The following is an 18,441-nucleotide window of genomic DNA, read 5'->3' on the forward strand; positions in this document are numbered from 1 at the left end:
AACGGGAAGGCGCCGGCTGTGGCGGACGCCACGGGCAGCAAGGTCGTGCTGCCCAAGCGTTTTCACACCCAGGTAGAGGTCAGATGGTCGGACATGGATGCTTTCCAGCATGTGAACCATGCCCGCATGGTGACCCTGCTGGAAGAGGCGCGCATCCCGTGGCTGCTGGAACCGGGCCGGCCGACCGCCGCGCTCGGCACCGGCTGCGTGCTGGCCGACCTGCGGGTGCGTTACCGCGGTCAGCTCCGGCACGAGGACACACCGCTCGACATCGCGATGTGGATCCAGCAGCTGCGGGCGGTCGATTTCACCATCGGCTACGAGGTGCGGGCCGCGGGTGCGGCGCCGGACTCGCCCGCCGCGGTGATCGCCTCCACCCAGATCGCCGCGTTCGACATGAGTGCGCAGCGGTTGCGCCGGCTCACCGACGCCGAACGCGACTATCTCGCCGAGTGGCTGGACTGATCCGCATCGACAGCAGCCGGTCGAGAACGGCAGCACGGCCGTGACGACAGAACAACGTGTCCTGCACGTGTCCGATCCGGCGGAGCGAGAGAACCTCGCGACGTTCCTGACTCGGGCCGTGCGGCTGGACCCCGCGGCGGTGGTACGTCTCCGCCGCCGCGGGCAGCAGTACGTCTCCGCCTGGGTGGCAACGGGTTTCGAGGCGCTCGCGGTCCGCACCATCGTCGGTGAGCTCGGCGTCGACGACGTCACCGTCGGCGCCGACATGGTGCTGGCCGGGCTCGGCTCCGGTCTGCCCATCGATCTCGGCTATTCGATGGATTCCGCGTGGCGGGGCGCGCTGCCGCCGGTGGACGGTTTCGCGCACATCGACGACGTGCCGGCCCGCACCCTGGTCGAACTCGCCGAGCAGGGCGCGCAGTTGGCCAAGGAACACGGCAGCAGCCACGGCCCGCCCGCGTCCCTGCTCGACCAGACGGTGCTCACCGTCTCCGGCGCCGACACCGAGGTGCAGGTTCCGATGCGCGTCGTCTTCGCGCTCACCGCAATGGATTTCATCCCGCACTCGGGGGACAAGGCGGACTCCCGCCGCATCCTGCCCACCGAGATCGTCCGCGTCCGCGCCACCAAAACCTGGCTCCGCATCGACGCCCGCTACGGCTCGGTCGCCCGCCGGCTGGGCGGCGGCATCTCGCTCTCCCCGAGCTGACGCTGCCGCCGATTCGGGCTAGTGGAGGCCGAGCAGGCGGAGTAGGGCGGTGGTTGCGGCGGCGGCGAGGATGACCACGAGGATGGGTTGTTTGCGCCAGGCCAGGATGCCGGCGACGAGAACGCCTGCGGGGAGGGCGAATCCGAATTCGCCGGTGGCGGTGGGCAGGGTGGTCACCGCGACCAGCGCGGCGATCAGCACGACGGCGCCGACCTCCAGTAGCCGAATGGTGCGGGCCGGGAAGCGAATACGGTCGCGCAGCGCCGGACCGGACCAGCGCAACGCGTAGGTTCCCAGGGCGAGTGCGATCATGCTCGCGGCCAATATCATTCGGCACCTGCTTCGACGGTATTCAGCTCACGGTTCGTAACTGCCACCGGCACAGTGGGTTCCGATGCTTCCGTCGTTTCGCGTTCCCGCCCGATGAAGAGCAATCCGGAAAGCGCAACCAGCACCGGCATTCCCGCCGGCAAGAACGGCGCGCCGGTGACCGCCACGACCGCGCCGACCACAGCCGCGCGCAGCGTCGCCAGCTCCCGCAACGCCGGGATGATCAACGCGAGCAATACCGCCGGGAACACCGCGTCCAACCCGAACGCCGCGGTATCCGGCGCGAAGGTCCCGATCAGCACCCCGAGCACCGCACCGCCGGGCCAGGCCAGCAGAACGCCGAACCCGCACGCCCAGTAGGCGGCTCGCTTGCGCTCCACCGACGACTGCGCCAGCGCCATCGCCACCGACTCGTCGTTCATCAGATGCACGCCGAGCAACCGCCGCCACCCGCTCCCGACCACCTCCGGCACCGACAACCCGTACGGCAGATGCCGGGCATTCACCACCAATCCGGCCAGCAGCGCCGCGATCGGACTGCCGCCGGACGCGATGATCCCGATGAACAGAAACTCCGCGCCCCCGGCGAGCACCACGAAGCCGAGCACGATCGGTAACCAGGCCGGCAGGCCGGTGGTGACCGCGGTCGCGCCGTAGGACACCCCGATCACGAAGACCGCCAGGCACACCGCCACGATCCCGGAGAAGGTGTCCCGTCCGAGTGTTCGCCATATCGAACGCATGTAGCTTATAGTGAACACGACGGCCCGATCCGTCAATATGGTTTTCTGTTGGGTGGTCAACCACACAATGGGAGGACAAGTGGCACAGCAGGACTCGACGACGGGCACGCCCCAGGCGGTGATCGCGGCTGCCCTGCGCCGGGAACGCACCAGGGCCGGCCTCTCGCTCACCGAGGTGGCGCACCGTGCGGGCATCGCGAAATCGACCCTGTCCCAATTGGAATCGGGCACCGGCAACCCGAGCCTGGAAACGCTCTGGGCCCTGTGCGTCGCGCTGGACATGCCGTTCTCCGGCCTGCTCGAGCCGCCGCGCCCGGCGGTCCGGCTGATCCGCGCGGGGGAAGGCCCGGTCGTCGCCGCGGCGGAATCGGACTACCGCGCGACCCTGCTGGCCGCCAGCCCGCCGAACTCGCGCCGCGACCTGTTCCGGATCACCGCCGAACCGGGCCAGGCCCGGCTGTCCGAGCCGCACATCCCCGGGGTCTTCGAGCACGTCCTGCTAGCCAGCGGGCGCGCTAAGGTCGGCCTGATCGACGAACCCGCCGAACTGGGCCCTGGCGACTACATCTCCTATCCCGGCGATCTTCCGCACGTGTTCGAGGCGCTGGAGCCGGGGACGTGGGCGACGTTCGTGATCGAGTACACCTGAGCGAGGGTCAGGCGGCCCCTTCGCCGAGGTACTGCAACCACACCGGGTCCAGGTCGGCCGTCGTGGACAGCAGCCGCCAGTGCGGGCCCTTCGGCGAGACCAGCGGCGAGCGCAGGGTCCAGCCCAGTTCGCTCAGCATCTTGTCCGCCTTGCGGTGGTTGCACGGCGCGCAGCTGGCGACGCAGTTCTCCCAGGAGTGTTCGCCGCCGCGGCTGCGCGGGATGACGTGGTCGATGGTTTCCGCCTTGCCGCCGCAGTAGCCGCAGCGGTAGCGGTCGCGGTGCATGAGGGCGGCGCGGGTCATCGGGACGCGGGCCCGATAGGGGACGTGCACGTAGGTGCGCAGGCGGATGACGGAGGGGATGGCCACGGCGGCTTCGGCGGAATGGATGACCGGGCCTTCGGCGTCACCGTGGACGGTGTCGGCTTTGTCGCAGATGAGCAGGACGATCGCGCGGCGCGCGGACAGGGCGGTGAGCGGCTCGTAGGTGGCGTTCAGGAGCAGCACCCGGCGCTTCAACCAGCTCGGAGTCTCACTGGGCGGCGATGCTGAGCGGTGCGCATGATCGGCATGACCGTGATGCGCGCCCGGATAATGATCGGACAAGATATGCAGCGGAGTAGCCCCCGAGCCACGATTGTGGACGTCGGCGGGCTGGAGTTGTCGGTGTGTCCGCGCCTCGTGTGATCTGGCGCTGTGCCGCTGCTTCATCTGGACCTCAATTTCATGATTGGCAGGATCATGCTGTTAGCTCGGCAGAGATTGCCACCCAGTTGACCATGGAACGACGGCTATTGCACGGTGATTTTCAACAATGTCCGGTTAACTGTGGCTGAAGCGCCGCCGGTCTGCGATTTGCGGCCCCGGAAAACCGCGGTGTGGGCTGTCGATGCCGGGCACGGGCACAATGGACGTCGGCGCATCCAGCGAATCGAGAGGGTCTATGACTTCGGGCGAGCAGACAGCAGCGGCATCGGCGGAACAGACGCCCGCGTCGTTCTACGACGCGGTCGGCGGGGCGGACACGTTCCGGCGGATCGTCGCGGCGTTCTATCGCGAGGTGGCGACCGACGAGGTGCTACGCCCGCTCTATCCCGAGGAAGATCTGGGCCCGGCCGAGCGCAGGCTGCGCATGTTCCTGGAGCAGTACTGGGGCGGCCCGCGCACCTATGGCGAGGAGCGCGGCCACCCGCGGCTGCGGATGCGGCACAACCCGTTCGTCATCGGCCCGATCGAGCGCGACGCGTGGTTGCGTTGCATGCGAATCGCCGTGGCGGAGATCGAGCCGGAGCTACTCGATGACGAACATCGCAAGGCTCTGCTGGACTACCTGGAGATGGCGGCGAATTCGCTGATGAACGCCCCCTGGTGAGGGCGTTTGGGTCGAGAACCGAGACGGGCCGAGGGTTTTCGGCGCGTCCCGGCGGACGCTGGCGGTTTGCCCAAAGTTGAGATCGGTGCTCCGCCTAAAGGTTTTTGCCGCAAAACTTTGGCACTATTACGTCTGTGACTGATACACCCGCCGTGCTGGTTCCGGCGGATCGCACCACGCAACCATGGTGGCGGTCGGCCGTGTTCTACCAGGTTTATCCCAGATCCTTCGCGGATTCCGACGGCGACGGAGTCGGCGATCTCGGGGGCGTCCGCGACAAGCTCGGCTATCTCGAGCTGCTCGGCATCGACGCACTGTGGGTGTGTCCGGTGATGACGTCGCCGATGGCCGACGGCGGCTACGACGTCGCCGATCCCCGCGACATCGACCCGCTCTTCGGCGGCCTCGCCGCGATGGACGAGCTGATCGCCGAGGCGCACTACCGGAACATCAAGATCACCATGGATCTGGTGCCGAACCACACCAGCAGCGAACATCCGTGGTTCCTCGCCGCGCTCGAGGCCGGTCCGGGCAGCCCGGAACGCGCCCGCTACCTCTTCCGCGACGGCCGCGGACCGCACGGCGACGAGCCGCCGAACAACTGGCCGAGCATCTTCGGCGGTCCGGCCTGGACCAGGGTCACCGAACCGGACGGCACGCCGGGTCAGTGGTACCTGCACATCTTCGCCCCCGAGCAGCCCGACCTGAACTGGGAAAACCCCGAGGTAGCCGCCGATTTCGAGAAGACCCTGCGGTTCTGGCTCGATCGCGGCGTGGACGGCTTCCGCCTCGACGTCGCGCACGGCATGGCCAAACCGGCCGGCCTGCCGGACATGGCGGTGGTCAAAACCGCGCTGCTCGCCAATGACGACGACGACCCGCGATTCAACAATCCCGGCGTGCACGAGATCCACCGCCGCATCCGCAGGGTGCTCGACGACTACCCGGACGCGGTGTCGATCGGCGAGGTGTGGGTCGACGACAACGTGCGGTTCGGCGAGTACCTGCGCCCCGACGAGCTGCACCTGGCCTTCAATTTCCGGCTGGCCAAGACCGATTTCGACGCCGACGACGTGCGCGCGGCGATCGACAACTCGCTCGCCGCGGTGGCGCCGGTCGCCGCCGCCCCCACCTGGACGCTGTCCAATCACGACATCGAGCGGGAGGTCACCCGGTACGGCGGCGGGGCCGCCGGCGTGGCCAGGGCGCGCGCGATGATCATGCTCGAGCTCGCCCTGCCCGGCTCGGTCTTCATCTACAACGGCGCCGAATTGGGCCTGCCCAACGTGGACGACCTGCCCGAGTCGGTCCTCCAGGACCCGACCTGGGAGCGTTCCGGGCACACCGAGCGCGGCCGCGACGGCTGCCGGGTGCCGCTGCCGTGGGAGGGCGCCACGCCCCCGTTCGGTTTCACCACCGGGCAACCCTGGCTGCCGATGCCGGCCGACTGGGCCGGTTACACCGTCGAGGCGCAACTCGAGGAACTCGGCTCCACCCTCTCGTTGTATCGGATGGCCATCGAATTGCGCGGTCTGCGACCGGAATTCAGCGGCGACCGGATCGAGTGGTACGGGAGCCCGGCGGGCTGCCTGGCCTTCCGCCGGGAGGGCGGGCTGGTCTGCGTGCTGAACGCGTCGCAGGCGCCCACCCAGTTGCCGCCGGGGGACGTGCTGTTGGCCAGCGCGCCGCTCGACGGGGGGCAGCTTCCGCCGAACGCGGCCGCCTGGTTGGTCTGAATCGCACCGGGTCCGGATCGAGGACCCGGCGCTATTCGCACGGTTGAGTTTGCACGGGTGCGGTGAGAATGCATTTGCAATTTCAATAATATTGCGCCGCAACGGGTTTGTTGGAATTCCAGGCATGGCTTGCGGAGTCCAACGAACTCCGTTCCGGCGGTGCGCCCTTCGACATACGGGCAGTTCATGAGCTGTTTTGGACTGCCGCACCCGGTTGATTGGACTCGAATTGTGTTCGGCGAAAGCACCTGCCGGTCAATAGGACTGGATATGTACGGTCCGGCCGTGGAAGAATTGCCGACGCCTTCGATCGGATTGTGGAGGCGTCGCCGCCCGAGCCCGTCAGGGCCCTGTGCGGTGGGATCCGTGAACCATTGCGTGGAGTCCGTGACGCACGAAGATCGCCGCGCTCGACTGGCATCGTCGCCCGCCGAACTCCTTGCCGGACTGGAGGAGTGCTCGTGATGATCGGTGGTCGGCTACCCGCGAGCCCCGGCGATCCTGCGGTCCGCGCGACCGAGCCGGCCTGCGCGACGCTCGAATCCGACGAGTGACCGGCGGTCAGCTGCTGTTCGTCCGGCGCGGTCGTGGATCGCTGAGTTGTTGCGGTGGTTGATCTTTCGCTCGTTATCCGTGCGCAACGCACATGCTGCCGTGGGTCGGTTCCGGATGGATTGCGCGATGCGCACCGCCGCGAAGATCGGTCATCCGGCCGATGCGCACGTCGAACCGCAGTGGATCTATCCCTAGGGAGCGTCCCGGACGCTGCGGCCCGGCGTCCAGGGGCCTTGCACTTGCGCTTAAGTCGCTGGTGGGCGGGATTTTTCGTGGTCAGCGGACGGATCACGCCGACGATAGTTACACATTTGTGATTTTTGCTCGCGAAGGGTGGCCGTAAGTGTGACGGAGTGGCAAACTTGGTGCTGCCCCCAGTGCAGTGGGGAGCCGCGCTCGGCATTGCCGGTTGATTGCGCGCGAGCGTTGCGCTGGTCCCGAATTGAGCTGCACCTGCAAAGTTTTGGGGTTCGCGAGGCGCGCGATGTTTGTCGGGCCGGAACCCATCTCGTGGTGGATCCGGACCCAGCGGCGCCGACGGCGCGCAGCATCGCGGCCCGCGAACCCCTCCGTTTCATAGGTTGAGGAGTTGACGTGACCGGTCTTGCCGTGCCGGAATGCCTGCACCGCCTGCGAGCCTGGCGGACCGTGGAGGTCGACGGCGCGCTATCTGTGAATCCGGGTGTCACTGACCACTTTTCGCCGCATTGAACGCCGAGTGGGCGCTGCTCGGCGCCGCGCTCGAACTCACGCTGGACCTCGACACGGCCACCTACGCCGAGTTGCGCGCCGAGTTCCTCGCGATGACCGCCGCGGCCCAGCGCGCCTCGGGGCAGTCCAAGGCGGTCGTGGTGCAACGCTGCGCCGGTCGCCCCGGCAAGCAGACCGTGTACAACTACGCCGGCGGCGCCGGATACCTGAGCTTCCCCAAACCCGATCTGCTGCAACGGTATCTGGAAAGCTGCGACCTCCCCCCGGACCGGGTGCGGTTCGCGGTCGACCGCTGCGCGCAGATCCGGCGCCGACACCCGGAGGCCGGCAAGCCGGGCCCGCGCAAGGCCCCACCCCCTCGACCCGACGAGCGCAGCGCCGACGGACTGGAGCGCGCCGCGAGCGCCGCCCCGGCGGCCGCCCCTGAGTTGCCGAGCGCCGCGGGTCTGGTGGACGGTGCCGATTCGGTGGACGCTCCCGGCTTCGCGAGCGCGAATGACGTGGTGAGCGCTACTTGCTCGGCCGACGACTCCGGCCTGACGGGAGGTGGCCGCCTGCCGCGCGTCGGGCTGCCGTTGTCGGCGCAATCGGGTGGTTGGGCCGGGCGGTGGCGTGGTCTGGTGCGGTTGATTGTGGCGAGGAAGATCGTGGCCGCGGTCGACGGTGCTGGTGAGCCGCGTTTCGTCACGCCGTTGCCGTCGACCTGGTACGGGTCGCGCACGTCCGAACCGTGGCAGCCGAGCAAGCACACGCCGGTCTGGCAGCGGGGCGACAGCGCGGATCGATCGTGGGGTGGCCGCGAGTTGCGCGACTCGGGTATCCGGGTCACGCCGGGTCGGCTGGCGTTGCGGATCGTCCGGGCCGAGCTCGAAAACGCTTGGCCGCGAGATGAATGCAATGCCATGGAACTGGTGCGTAAGGCGTACGCCACCCTCGGAATCGCCTTGCGCACCCGGGCGGGCGAGGAGTCCGGGGTGCCCGTGTCGCTCGAGCAGGCCGCGCCCGGTGACATCCTTACCCTGGTCGACGGCCGCAAAGGCCTGTACGCAGGCGGCGGCTGGGCGCTGCTGCTCGCGACCGCGGCGGACGGCGCGAACCTGCACGGCATCCGGGATGACCAGGTGCACACGGTGCATCGCATCAACTGGGATTCGGTGCCACTCACCGACCGCCCCCTGGGCTGGGGTGGCGTATGGCCGAATGCCGATTGGGTCGTGCTGGGTGACCGCCGGGCGCCGAGCAGTGCGGTCGGTGTCGTCCCGGACCCGTGCCACGCGCCGCCCTCCTACGCCGTGCCGCCGATGGCTTCGAGGCTGCCCTCGATCGCGGCCGACGGCGTACCGCCCTACGCCGGCGGGGTCCCGAAGCCGGCCGACGATGGCAACCGTTCGCCGTCGTCGACGGCCACCGGTGAGCCGTCCCTCTCGACCGAATCGGTCGTCGCGCGGTACGAGCAACTGATGCGCGCGGTGACCGAGCAGGTCGAGGCCGCCGGGCCGATGGCCGAACTGGGCTTGGCGGCGCTGCGGGCGATCGGCGTGGCCGTCGCCGGGTATGGACAGGTCGGGCACCGTCCGGCACCGACGGAAACCGGGGGTGAGCCGCCGGTCTCGGCCGAAGCGGTCGCCGCACGATACGAGCACCTGGTGCACGCGATGAGCGAGCAGGTCGAGGCCGCCGGGCGGGCGGCCGAACCCGGCCTGGCGGCGCTCCGCGCGATCGACAGGCTGGTGTTCCCGCATCCGGGCTCGCAGGCGTGGCTGGTTCGCGAGGCGTTCAAGGCCGTCGATCTGCCACTGCCGGAACGCATCCGGTTCGAATTGCCGATCATGGCGGCCGCCCTGCGGCATGTGGCGCTGCGCCCGGGCGACATCGTGTTCACCGAGTCCGGCGTGCTCGGCTTCTACGGCGAACGCGGCGAGTTGGTCTATTTGGGGCCCGCGGGAGCCCCTGTCGCCAGCGCGTTGCAGCCCGCGCTGTACGTGGCGGCGTGGCGGGTGTCCGCTGTTCCGGCGCCCACCGGCTACGGGCTGACCAGCAAGGTCGAGATCGTCGAGCACGACGGGACCGGGCGTCTCGTGCGGATCTATCGGGCCGGGGAGCGGCGCAGCGGCCGCCATCGCCGGTGCCCGGAAACCGCCGAGGTGGTGGCGATGGTGATCGTGGCGGTCGAGCGGGCGCGCCAGCGCGCCGTGCCGATGCCGCTGAGCGGACGGGAGTTGTTCACCGCGGCCAGGATTCGGGGCGGCATCGAGTTCTCCTCGACCACGACCGCGTGGGATCCGGTGCGTGAGCCGGTCTATCCGCGCGACGCTCGGTTGACGGCGATACAGGACGCGCTCCCCAAGAACTCCGCGACCGCCGCGCAGCAGTTGATGGCCAGGCTGGAGACGGCTCCCAGGGCCCGTTGGAGCAGGCGACCGCGGCCAGGTGTCGCCTAGGCAACATGAGGCGATCCCTCGTCCGCGGGACTTAACCGATCGAAATACTTCCATTCGATTGTTTTTGTGTGATCGTGGGATGGTCGATTTCGGTTCCAATTCATTGTCATCGGGGTCGATGAATTTGTCCAACCATTTCAGAACCATGCAGTCCGGTTTTGGATGCGGGTCTAATCGCCGGGAGTGGGCCTCTGCATACGGACGGCGGTCTATTCGGCGTCACCTTATTCTCGGTAGCGTTCCCTGCGTCTGGGTCGGGGGACTCGGTGTGCGCACCGATCCGGGGCGCTCATCTCGTTTACCAATCAACCATTCGCCCGTGGCCAGAACGGTCCCGACAAGGGACTCGCAGGGGCTATTTGTCCGTGTCCAACGCGGATCCAAGTTCCAAATGTGCTGTTAGGCGCACTTTTTGGCGGATTCCAACGATCCTGGTCGGAGCCTGGATCGGGACCGTAACGGCCAATTTGGAATTCATCTTTGGAATTCCAACTATTCATTGATCCAACCGAATGGGCATTTGGTCCGGACGGAAGTCCGATGTTCGCTCGAAGATGAATCGATCCGGGCGGACGGGTGAAAAAGGAACGTTGAAACCCGGCCGGTTTTAGTTATGCTCATGATCGCCTTCCCCGGTCTGGGAAGGCGGCGACTCCGGCAAGCCTGCGCTCGGGTTCGCCGGGCAGTTCGATAAACGCGCACCGCGTGTGCGCCGGTCACATTCCCCGCAGTTCACGAGTTCGTCGTTCGACCGGCCGGTGCGGTCCACGAACACGGATTCCTCACCAAGGAGCACGAAACCAAGATGCTGAATTCGCACCGACATCCCGCGGGCGGAGCCGAGCGGGTGGACGACGTCGAAGACCAGGTGAACGCGGACGCCGCGGTCGTGCTGCCACCCGAGCCGCAACCGGCGTTCGACGTGTGGACCTCCCGGGCGATCCTGCGCTCGATGAAGGTCGATGTCCGGTTGCTCGCCGGCAGCGTCATGACCGCCGCGACGGGTGCCCACCTGGCCGGGTCCGGACTGCCCGCGGACGGACCGCATCGCACGTTGCTCGTCGGCGCGGCGGTGTTCGCCGGTCGCGCCGGCTGGTCGTCGCTGCGCGCGCTCTGGCGGCACTTCGGGTTCGCGGAGATCAACCTCAACGTCCGCTTCCGCCATCCCCGCAGGTGATTCGCCGGGTGACGGCCCGACACGACGGATTCCCGGCCACCAGAGGAGGAACTACTACACAGCATCGTCTACCGTTGGACCGTGAGCATTCTCGAGACAGTGCTGGTCTTCCTCGGCATCCCGCTGGTGATATACCTCGCGATTGCCGGATTGTCATATCTCGGCAAGCCACTCGCCGGTGAGAAGCCCGCCCACTACGACCTCGGTCAGCAGTGGACGGCGGCGCCGGTGCTGTGGAGTGCGACCGACGAGGTGACCTCGGCATTTCACCACGAACGGGCCGAAGAGTCGCACGGTCATCACGCGGAGACGGCGCATGGGCATCATGCGGCGATCGACGCACCCAAGGCGGAGCTGATCGGAGGCCGGGCAAGTGGCAAGTTCTAAGTGGCCCGCGGTGGTCGAGGCCGACCTGCCGCACGGGTACGTGGTCACCACCAGCGGACGCGTCTCCGGCGTGCACGAGGCGGGTGACGTGTTCAAGGAGGCCCCGTTCAGCGACGACGAGCGGCTGGCCATGGACAACGTGCTCACCGAGGCGACCCGCGCGACCAAGGTGCGATTCAACGTCTACATCGGCGATCTCGGCGCGGATCCGGCCGCCGGCGCGGACGCGATCTTCCCGAACACCCCCGAGGCGGCGCGTTCGGTGCTGATCGCCGTCTCGCCCAACGACAAGGCGATCGAGGTGCGCTCCGGCCGCGAGGTCGCCGACCGCGCGAACGATCGGGTGTGCCAGCTCGGCGTCACCGCCGCGTCCAGCTCGTTCCGGCAGGGCCAGCTGATCGATGGGCTGGTGTCCGCGGTCCGCGTGATGGCCGCCGCGATCGGCCGCTGACCCGTTCCGCCACCCCGGCGGAGTCCCGAGCAATGCTTCCGGCGCGCTCACCCACCTCGGGTGAGCGCGCCGGTGGCGTTTGCGGCACAGCACAATCGGGTTGCGCGCCGCCGCGCGGCTCGCGCACCGTGGTGCGGTGAAGATTCTTGTGACAGGAGCCACCGGGAACATCGGCCGCATGGTCGTCGACCATCTGCTCGCGGCGGGCGCCGACGATGTCCGGGCACTGACCAACCATCCGGACCGGGCCGCGCTGCCCGCGGGCGTCGAGATCGCCGAGGGCTATCTGGGCCGGGTGTCATCCCTGCCCGCCGCCTTCGAGGGCGTGCAGCGGATGTATCTCGCGCCGAAGCTGGAGACCGTAGCCGAGGTGGTCGCGCTGGCGAAGCAGGCGGGCATCCGGCACATCGTCGATCTGTCCGGGGAAGCGCACTGGACGCCGATCGCGCAAGCGGTGGAGAACTCCGGGCTCGCGTGGACGCACCTGTTCGGTGTCGACTTCATCGAGAACGCCACTGTCTGGGCCGAGCAGATCCGCGCGTCCGACGAGATCCTCGACCCGTATCCGGAGGTGGAGAGCGTCCCGGTCGCCATGGACGACATCGCCAGGGTGGCCGCGAAAGTCCTGCTCTCCGAGGGGCATCGGGGACAGACCTACGAACTCACCGGCCCGGAGGTGTGCACCAGGGCCGACCGCATCCGGCAGATCGGTGTGGCCCTCGGCCGCCCCCTGACCGTCCGGCAGGTCTCGCCCGAAGCGGCGATCGAGGTCTTCGCGCGCAGCATGCCCGCCCCCGAATGGTACGTGCGGGCCACCGGCTCGATGGTCGGCTGGCACCCCACGCCGGGCACCGCCGTCGCCGACCTCACCGGCGCCCCCGCCACCACCTTCGCGCACTGGGCAGCGGCCAATACCGCGCTGTTCCAGTGACATTCACGAACAACGGGACCTGCCGCACGCCCGCGGACAGGTCCCGTTGATTCGTGGTTCGATTACCGCCGGTCGAAAGCCCTTGCGCGCAAGGCACGTTCGACGCCCGCCTTGCCCTCGACCACCAGGCGGCGCAGGGCAGGCGGGTGATCCCCGGCGAGGAACTTGTCGGCGATCGCCACGGCGTCGTCACTGATCGACCAGCCCGGGTAGAGGCCGACCACCACGGTCTGGGCGACCTCGCTGGAGCGCCGCTCCCACACGCCGGCCACCTCCGCGAAGTAGCGGTCGACATAGGGCGCCAGCAGCTCGTTCTGACCCGCCGGGGCGAATCCGGCGACGATCGCGCGGGTGGTGATGTTGGAGACGGAATCGTCCGAAACCACCTTCACCCAGGCCTGTTCCTTCACCTCGGGCTGCGGCCTTGCGGTCGCCGCGGTCGCGGCGTGCCTGCGGCCCGCGGCGGTCGGATCCTTGGCCAGCTCCTGGTCGATGAACGGGGTGTCGAGGCCGTCGGCGTCGATCTCACCGGCCGCCGCCAGCGCGATCACGATGCGCCAGCGCAGGTCGGCGTCGACCGCCAGCCCGGCCAGGCCGACCTTGTCCGGATCGCCGTCGATCAGTTCGCGCAGCACCTCGGTGTGCCAGGCGGACAGCTTGGCCGTGGTGAGCGCGTTGACGAAGGCCAGCTGATGATCCGAGCCCGCCTCGGCCTCGCGGGCCAGCTCCAGCAGCCGGTTCGCGTACTCGACCCAGCCGGTCTCGGCCGCCCACACCGGGTCGGCGTAGCTGCGCAGCGACAGGTTCGCCTGCATCAGGAGTCGTTGCACCACACCGATTTCCGATTCCGCGCCGACGCCGCGCTGGACCAGCGCGAGGAAGTCACGGGCCCGGAACTCGGCCTGCCTGGTCATCTCCCACGCCGCCGACCAGGCCAGCGTGCGCGGCAGCGGCTCGGCGATGTCGGCGATCCGGTTGACCAGCACGTCCAGCGAACCGGCGTCGAGGCGCACCGAGCAGTAGGTCAGGTCGTCGTCGTTGATCAGCACGAACTGCCCGCTCGCGACGCCGGCCAGTTCGGGCACCTCGGTGCGCTCGGCGGCCTGCACGTCGAGCTCGACGCGCTTGGTGCGCACCAGCTTTCCGTCCTGGTCGTCGTAGACGCCGATGGCAAGGCGATGCACGCGCCGCTCACCGGCGCCGGGCTCCGCGCCGCCCTGCACGACCGCGAACGAGGTGAACTTGCCGTCGGCGTCGACGGTGAAGTCCGGCCGCAGCGTGTTCAGGCCGGTGGTCTTGAGCCACTGCGCGCCCCAGTCGGAAAGGTCACGGCCGGAAGACTTCTCCAGCGCCGCGAGCAGATCGTCGAAAGTGGCGTTGCCGTAGGCGTGGTCGGCGAAGTAGGCGCGCAGGCCGGCCAGGAACGGCTCCAGGCCGACGTAGGCGACGAGCTGCTTGAGCACGCTCGCGCCCTTGGCGTAGGTGATGCCGTCGAAGTTGACCTCGACCGCCGCCAGGTCGGGGATGTCGGCCGCGATCGGGTGCGTGGACGGCAGCTGGTCCTGCTGGTAGGCCCAGGACTTCTCCGCGTTCGCGAAAGTGGTCCAGGCACTGGTGTATTCGGTGGCCTCGGCCTGGCACAGCACGGAGGCGAAGGTGGCGAACGACTCGTTCAGCCACAGGTCGTCCCACCACTTCATGGTGACCAGGTCGCCGAACCACATGTGCGCCATCTCGTGCAGCACGGTCTCGGCGCGACGCTCGTAGGACGCGCGGGTCACCTTGGACCGGAAGACGTAATCCTCCAGGAAGGTCACCGCCCCGGCGTTCTCCATCGCGCCCGCGTTGAACTCCGGCACGAACAGCTGGTCGTACTTGCCGAACGCGTACGGTACGCCGAAGTTGTTGTGGTAGAAGGCGAATCCCTGCTTGGTCTCGGTGAACAGCCGCTCGGAGTCCATGTGCTCGGCCAGCGAGGCGCGGCAGTAGATGCCGAGCGGGATGTCGCCGTGCTCGTCGGTGTAGACGTCGGTCCACTGCGCGTACGGACCCGCGATGAGCGCGACCAGGTAGGTGCTGATCTTCGGCGTGGTCCGGAAGACGTGCTTACCCGGTTCTGCCGCAAGGGTTTCCACGACCGCGCTGTTGGAGATGACCTGCCAGTCCGGCGCGGCGGTGACGCTGATGTCGAACGTGGCCTTCAGGTCCGGCTGATCGAAGCAGGCGAACATCCGCTTGGCATCGGCGGTTTCGAACTGCGAGTACAGGTAGACCGCGTCGTCGGTCGGATCGACGAAGCGGTGCAACCCCTCGCCGGTGTTGGAGTACTCGCAGTCGGCCTCGACGACCAGCTCGTTGGTCGCGGCCAGGTCGGGCAGCGCGATCCCGGTGGACTCGTCGTAGCCGGAGACATCGAGCGCGGTGCCGTTGAGCACCGCCGAACGCACGCCGCGGGCCACCAGGTCGATGAAGGTGCTCGCGCCCGCGGTCGCGGAGAAGGTGACCGTGCTGCGGGAGAAGAAGGTCTGCTCGCCCGGTTTGCCCGCACCGTCGGTCAGGTCCAGGTCGATGCGGTAGTTGTCGACCGACACGGTCGACGCGCGTTCGATCGCCTGGTCGCGAGTCAGGTTCGGTGCGGACATAAGGCTCCTTCGGGTTCGAAGAACTAGCTCGGGCGTTCCCCACGATGCCACCTGGGTAAGGTTGCCCGCGCGGGAGTTTTTTGCAGACTGCCTTATGAACCCTATCCAGGATCGGAGCTGCGGAGTGAAGCATGTGCACGCCGGCAAGGTGCGCGACCTCTACGAGGACGGCGACACCCTGCTGCTCGTCGCGTCGGATCGGGTCTCGGTGTACGACGTGGTGCTGCCGACGCCGATCCCGGACAAGGGCGCGCTGCTCACCCAGCTGTCCAACTGGTGGTTCGACTACTTCACCGACGTGCCCAACCACGTGGTCTCCGCCACCGACGTGCCCGCCGAGTTCGCCGGCCGCGCGATCCGGGTCAAGCCGCTGAAGATGGTGCAGGTCGAATGCATCGCCCGCGGCTACCTGGTCGGCTCCGGCCTGAAGGAGTATCAGCGGGAGGGCTCGGTGTCCGGTGTCGCGCTGCCACCCGGCCTGCGCGAGGGCGACAAGCTGCCCGAACCGATCTTCACGCCGACCACCAAGGCGTCCGAGGGCCACGACGAGCCGATCACCTTCGCCGACGTGGTGAACCAGGAGGGGCGCGAGGTCGCCGAGCAGCTGCGCGACCTGACCCTGCACATCTACTCGCGCGGCGCGGCGCACGCCACCGAGCGCGGCGTGATCGTCGCCGACACCAAGGTCGAATTCGGCTGGGACGGTGACACGCTCACCCTCGGCGACGAGGTGCTGACCTCCGACTCGTCACGCTTCTGGCTCGCCGCCGAGTGGGAGCCCGGCCGCGCGCAGCGCTCGTTCGACAAGCAGTTCGTCCGCGACTGGTCCACCTCCACCGGCTGGAACAAGGAGTACCCCGGCCCGGAGATCCCGGCCGACATCGTCGAGGCCACCCGCCAGAAGTACATGGAGGCCTACGAACTCGTCACCGGCCGCACCTGGACCGGGGTGCCGCGGTAGTCGTCAGGCTCGGCCGAGGTAGTCGTTCAGCCGATCCAGGTACGGACGCTGCCCCGTGCCGAGCTTCTCCCGCGCGGTGTCCAGATCGAACCAGTCCGCGCGGTCGATCTCGGGGAAGCTGGCCAGCTTGCCCGAACGCGGCGGCCACTCCATCTCGAATGTGCCGGGGACCACGTCGGCCGGGTCGAGATCGCCCTCGACGGCCCAGACGGTGAGCGTCTTCTTGCCCTTGCCGCTGCTGTAGCGCACGTCGCCGAGTGGAATCCAGTCACCGGCGGGCACGAACAGTCCGAGCTCCTCGTGGAACTCGCGGCTGGCCGCAGCCTGCGCGTCCTCCAGCTCCGGCTCGTACTCGCCCTTCGGAATGGACCACGCGCCGTTGTCCTTCCGCGCGAAGAACGGCCCGCCCATGTGCCCGATCAACACCTCGACGTGCGCGTCCGCACCCCGCCGAAACAACAGAACCCCCGCACTGGTCTTATCCGTCACCTATGCAGTCTGCCCCACGCTCCGGCCGGTGTGCGGCACCCGGTGGGCTCACCGATGCCGGAGCTCGGCGGCGCGCAGGGTCAAGTAGTGGTTCTCGGGTGCGCTGGGCGTACGGCCCGCGGCGGTGGTGTAGCTGGTGATCGCGGCGTCGAAATCGCCTGCCATCTCGTGCAGATGGCCGAGGACGGCATCGAGTCGATGGTTGCCGGCCAGCTGGTCGCGCAGGGTCGCGGCGAGTTCGAGGCCGGCCGCGGGACCGTGCACCATCGCGAGCGCGACGGCGCGGTTGAGCGTGACGATCGGGTTGTCCGCCAGCTTGTCGAGCAGGTCGTAGAGCGCGAGGATCTTCGGCCACTCGGTCTCCTCGGCGCTCGCGGCCTGCGCGTGCAGCACCGCGATGGCCGCCTGGAGCTGATAGGGGCCGGTAAGTCCGCGAGCCAGGGTGCTCGTCGTCAGCGTGACGCCCTCGGTGATCAGCCCGCGATCCCACAGCGCCCGGTTCTGCTCGGCCAGCGGAATCAGTTCGCCGCGCGCCCCCGTGCGGGCCGCCCGCCGGGAATCGGTGAGCAGCATGAGCGCGAGCAGCCCGGTGACCTCGGTGTCGTCGGGCAGCAGCCGATGCACCGCGCGGGCCAGCCGGATCGCCTCGCCGGACAGGTCGGCCCGCTGCAACGCCGGACCGGTCGTGCTCGTACTGCCCTCGTTGAAGATCAGGTACAGCACGTGCAGCACGGTCCCGAGCCGGGCGCGCCATTCGGCATCGCCGGGGCGCGCGAACGGCCGGTCCAGCGTCGCCAGCTTCTTCTTGGCCCGCGTGATCCGTTGCGCCATGGTCGATTCCGGCAGCAGGAAGGCGTGCGCGATCTCCGCCGTGCCGAGTCCGCCCACTGCCCGCAAGGTGAGCGCGACGGCGCTGGCGGCGGACAGCGCCGGGTGACAGCAGAGGAAGAACATGGCCAGGGTGTCGTCCTGGTCGACCGGCAGCGCGTCCGGCACCTCGCGGTCGAATGCCGTTGTCTCCCTGCGCCGCCGGGCCACCTCGGCGCGCACCGCGTCGGCCATCCGGCGCTGCGCCACCTGGATCAGCCAGCCGCGCGGATGCTCCGGCAGGCCCTCGACCGGCCACTGGGTCGCCGCCGCGAGCATCGCCTCCTGGAGCGCGTCCTCCGCGGTGTCGAAGTCGCCGAACCGGCGGACCAAAGCACCGAGGACCTGTGGCGCCAACTCGCGCAACAGGTCCTCGGGCCGCGCCGGGAGCGGTGTGTCGTCGGGCACCACTCGCCGGTAGGTCACAGGTCGCTGGCCGGGACGCTCATCACCGGCCGTACCTCGATGTATTCGCCGATCGGTTTGCCACCCGGCCCCGGTGCCGCCGAGGCGCTCGCGGCGATCTCGTAGGCCCGTTCCGGGCTGTCCACATCCACGATCCAGTACCCGGCCAGGAACTCCTTCGTCTCCGGGAACGGTCCGTCGGTCACCAGCGGCGCGGAGCGGTCGTCGGAGCTGACGATGCGCGCCTCGGTCGGGCCGGTGAGCCCCTGCGCGTCTACCAGCTCACCCGATTTCGCCAACTGCTCGCCGAGGGCGCGCTGAAAGTCTATGTGCGCCTGGATCTCCTGTGGGGACCATTCGCTGATCGGTGTGTCGCAGTAGGCGGGGGAGCTGTAGGTCTTCAGCAGCATGTACTTCAT

18 protein-coding genes are annotated in these 18,441 nt (G+C 68.6%); 11 read left to right on the forward strand and 7 right to left on the reverse strand.

Annotation, left to right across the window (positions count from 1 at the left end; all coding sequences use genetic code 11):
• The first annotated feature begins 18 nt into the window (after positions 1-18).
• Positions 19-465, forward strand: a complete 447-nt coding sequence (locus ACFQ9K_RS21465) for an acyl-CoA thioesterase (protein WP_378723635.1) — start codon at positions 19-21, stop codon at positions 463-465.
• A 40-nt stretch (positions 466-505) separates the two neighbouring features.
• Complete coding sequence (locus ACFQ9K_RS21470; RefSeq protein ID WP_378723632.1) at positions 506-1,174, forward strand: hypothetical protein; 669 nt, start codon at positions 506-508, stop codon at positions 1,172-1,174.
• An 18-nt stretch (positions 1,175-1,192) separates the two neighbouring features.
• Here ACFQ9K_RS21470 and ACFQ9K_RS21475 read toward each other — a convergent pair whose 3' ends face one another.
• Both ACFQ9K_RS21475 and ACFQ9K_RS21480 read right to left on the reverse strand, forming a co-directional pair.
• The gene (locus ACFQ9K_RS21475; protein ID WP_378723629.1) at positions 1,193-1,504 is read right to left on the reverse strand and encodes an AzlD domain-containing protein; all 312 of its coding nucleotides are present in this window, start codon (positions 1,502-1,504) and stop codon (positions 1,193-1,195) included.
• Entirely contained in the window at positions 1,501-2,247 is a 747-nt protein-coding gene (locus ACFQ9K_RS21480) for an AzlC family ABC transporter permease (protein ID WP_378723640.1), read from the reverse strand. Before ACFQ9K_RS21480 ends, ACFQ9K_RS21475 begins: the two co-directional genes overlap by 4 nt.
• A gap of 79 nt (positions 2,248-2,326) precedes the next feature.
• Between ACFQ9K_RS21480 and ACFQ9K_RS21485 the strand changes: the two genes are divergently transcribed.
• Positions 2,327-2,896 carry a helix-turn-helix domain-containing protein gene (locus tag ACFQ9K_RS21485; RefSeq protein ID WP_378723627.1) on the forward strand — a complete coding sequence of 190 codons (570 nt, stop codon included), beginning with the start codon at positions 2,327-2,329 and terminating at the stop codon, positions 2,894-2,896.
• Positions 2,897-2,903: 7 nt separating this feature from the next.
• Here ACFQ9K_RS21485 and ACFQ9K_RS21490 read toward each other — a convergent pair whose 3' ends face one another.
• Entirely contained in the window at positions 2,904-3,608 is a 705-nt protein-coding gene (locus tag ACFQ9K_RS21490; RefSeq protein ID WP_378723623.1) for an HNH endonuclease, read from the reverse strand.
• A gap of 232 nt (positions 3,609-3,840) precedes the next feature.
• Between ACFQ9K_RS21490 and ACFQ9K_RS21495 the strand changes: the two genes are divergently transcribed.
• The 7 genes from ACFQ9K_RS21495 (at position 3,841) to ACFQ9K_RS21525 (ending at position 12,658) form a co-directional block, all read left to right on the forward strand.
• Positions 3,841-4,269 carry a globin gene (locus ACFQ9K_RS21495; protein WP_375908727.1) on the forward strand — a complete coding sequence of 143 codons (429 nt, stop codon included), beginning with the start codon at positions 3,841-3,843 and terminating at the stop codon, positions 4,267-4,269.
• A 134-nt stretch (positions 4,270-4,403) separates the two neighbouring features.
• The gene (locus tag ACFQ9K_RS21500; RefSeq protein WP_378723619.1) at positions 4,404-6,005 is read left to right on the forward strand and encodes an alpha-amylase family glycosyl hydrolase; all 1,602 of its coding nucleotides are present in this window, start codon (positions 4,404-4,406) and stop codon (positions 6,003-6,005) included.
• Positions 6,006-7,267: 1,262 nt separating this feature from the next.
• The gene (locus ACFQ9K_RS21505) at positions 7,268-9,712 is read left to right on the forward strand and encodes a hypothetical protein (protein ID WP_378723617.1); all 2,445 of its coding nucleotides are present in this window, start codon (positions 7,268-7,270) and stop codon (positions 9,710-9,712) included.
• An 805-nt stretch (positions 9,713-10,517) separates the two neighbouring features.
• A complete protein-coding gene (locus tag ACFQ9K_RS21510; RefSeq protein ID WP_378723615.1) occupies positions 10,518-10,889 on the forward strand; it encodes a hypothetical protein in 372 nt (123 codons plus the stop codon).
• Between the two features lie 81 nt (positions 10,890-10,970).
• The gene (locus ACFQ9K_RS21515; RefSeq protein ID WP_378723613.1) at positions 10,971-11,276 is read left to right on the forward strand and encodes a hypothetical protein; all 306 of its coding nucleotides are present in this window, start codon (positions 10,971-10,973) and stop codon (positions 11,274-11,276) included.
• A complete protein-coding gene (locus tag ACFQ9K_RS21520) occupies positions 11,263-11,727 on the forward strand; it encodes a DUF5130 domain-containing protein (protein WP_378723610.1) in 465 nt (154 codons plus the stop codon). The genes ACFQ9K_RS21515 and ACFQ9K_RS21520 overlap by 14 nt, the downstream gene beginning before the upstream one ends.
• A gap of 136 nt (positions 11,728-11,863) precedes the next feature.
• A complete protein-coding gene (locus ACFQ9K_RS21525; RefSeq protein ID WP_378721608.1) occupies positions 11,864-12,658 on the forward strand; it encodes an NAD(P)H-binding protein in 795 nt (264 codons plus the stop codon).
• A gap of 62 nt (positions 12,659-12,720) precedes the next feature.
• On the opposite strand, the gene pepN is transcribed toward ACFQ9K_RS21525, so the two are convergent.
• Positions 12,721-15,300: an aminopeptidase N gene (gene pepN / locus ACFQ9K_RS21530; protein ID WP_378721607.1), complete on the reverse strand. Its 2,580-nt coding sequence runs from the start codon at positions 15,298-15,300 to the stop codon at positions 12,721-12,723.
• A 94-nt stretch (positions 15,301-15,394) separates the two neighbouring features.
• On the opposite strand from pepN, the gene ACFQ9K_RS21535 reads away from it, so the two are divergent.
• Positions 15,395-16,261 (forward strand): phosphoribosylaminoimidazolesuccinocarboxamide synthase, encoded by an 867-nt coding sequence (locus tag ACFQ9K_RS21535; protein WP_378721606.1) that lies wholly within the window; start codon positions 15,395-15,397, stop codon positions 16,259-16,261.
• Between the two features lie 3 nt (positions 16,262-16,264).
• Here the strand turns inward: ACFQ9K_RS21535 and ACFQ9K_RS21540 are convergent, their stop codons facing one another.
• From ACFQ9K_RS21540 to ACFQ9K_RS21550, 3 genes are read right to left on the reverse strand one after another with little or no spacing between them, the layout of a single operon-like run.
• Entirely contained in the window at positions 16,265-16,750 is a 486-nt protein-coding gene (locus tag ACFQ9K_RS21540; RefSeq protein ID WP_378721605.1) for an NUDIX domain-containing protein, read from the reverse strand.
• Between the two features lie 48 nt (positions 16,751-16,798).
• The gene (locus tag ACFQ9K_RS21545) at positions 16,799-18,025 is read right to left on the reverse strand and encodes an RNA polymerase sigma factor (protein WP_378721604.1); all 1,227 of its coding nucleotides are present in this window, start codon (positions 18,023-18,025) and stop codon (positions 16,799-16,801) included.
• 14 nt (positions 18,026-18,039) lie between these two features.
• Positions 18,040-18,441 (reverse strand): YciI family protein, encoded by a 402-nt coding sequence (locus ACFQ9K_RS21550; protein WP_378721603.1) that lies wholly within the window; start codon positions 18,439-18,441, stop codon positions 18,040-18,042.

Source organism: Nocardia sp. NPDC056564 (genome assembly GCF_042793755.1).
Taxonomy (GTDB): Bacteria; Actinomycetota; Actinomycetes; order Mycobacteriales; family Mycobacteriaceae; genus Nocardia.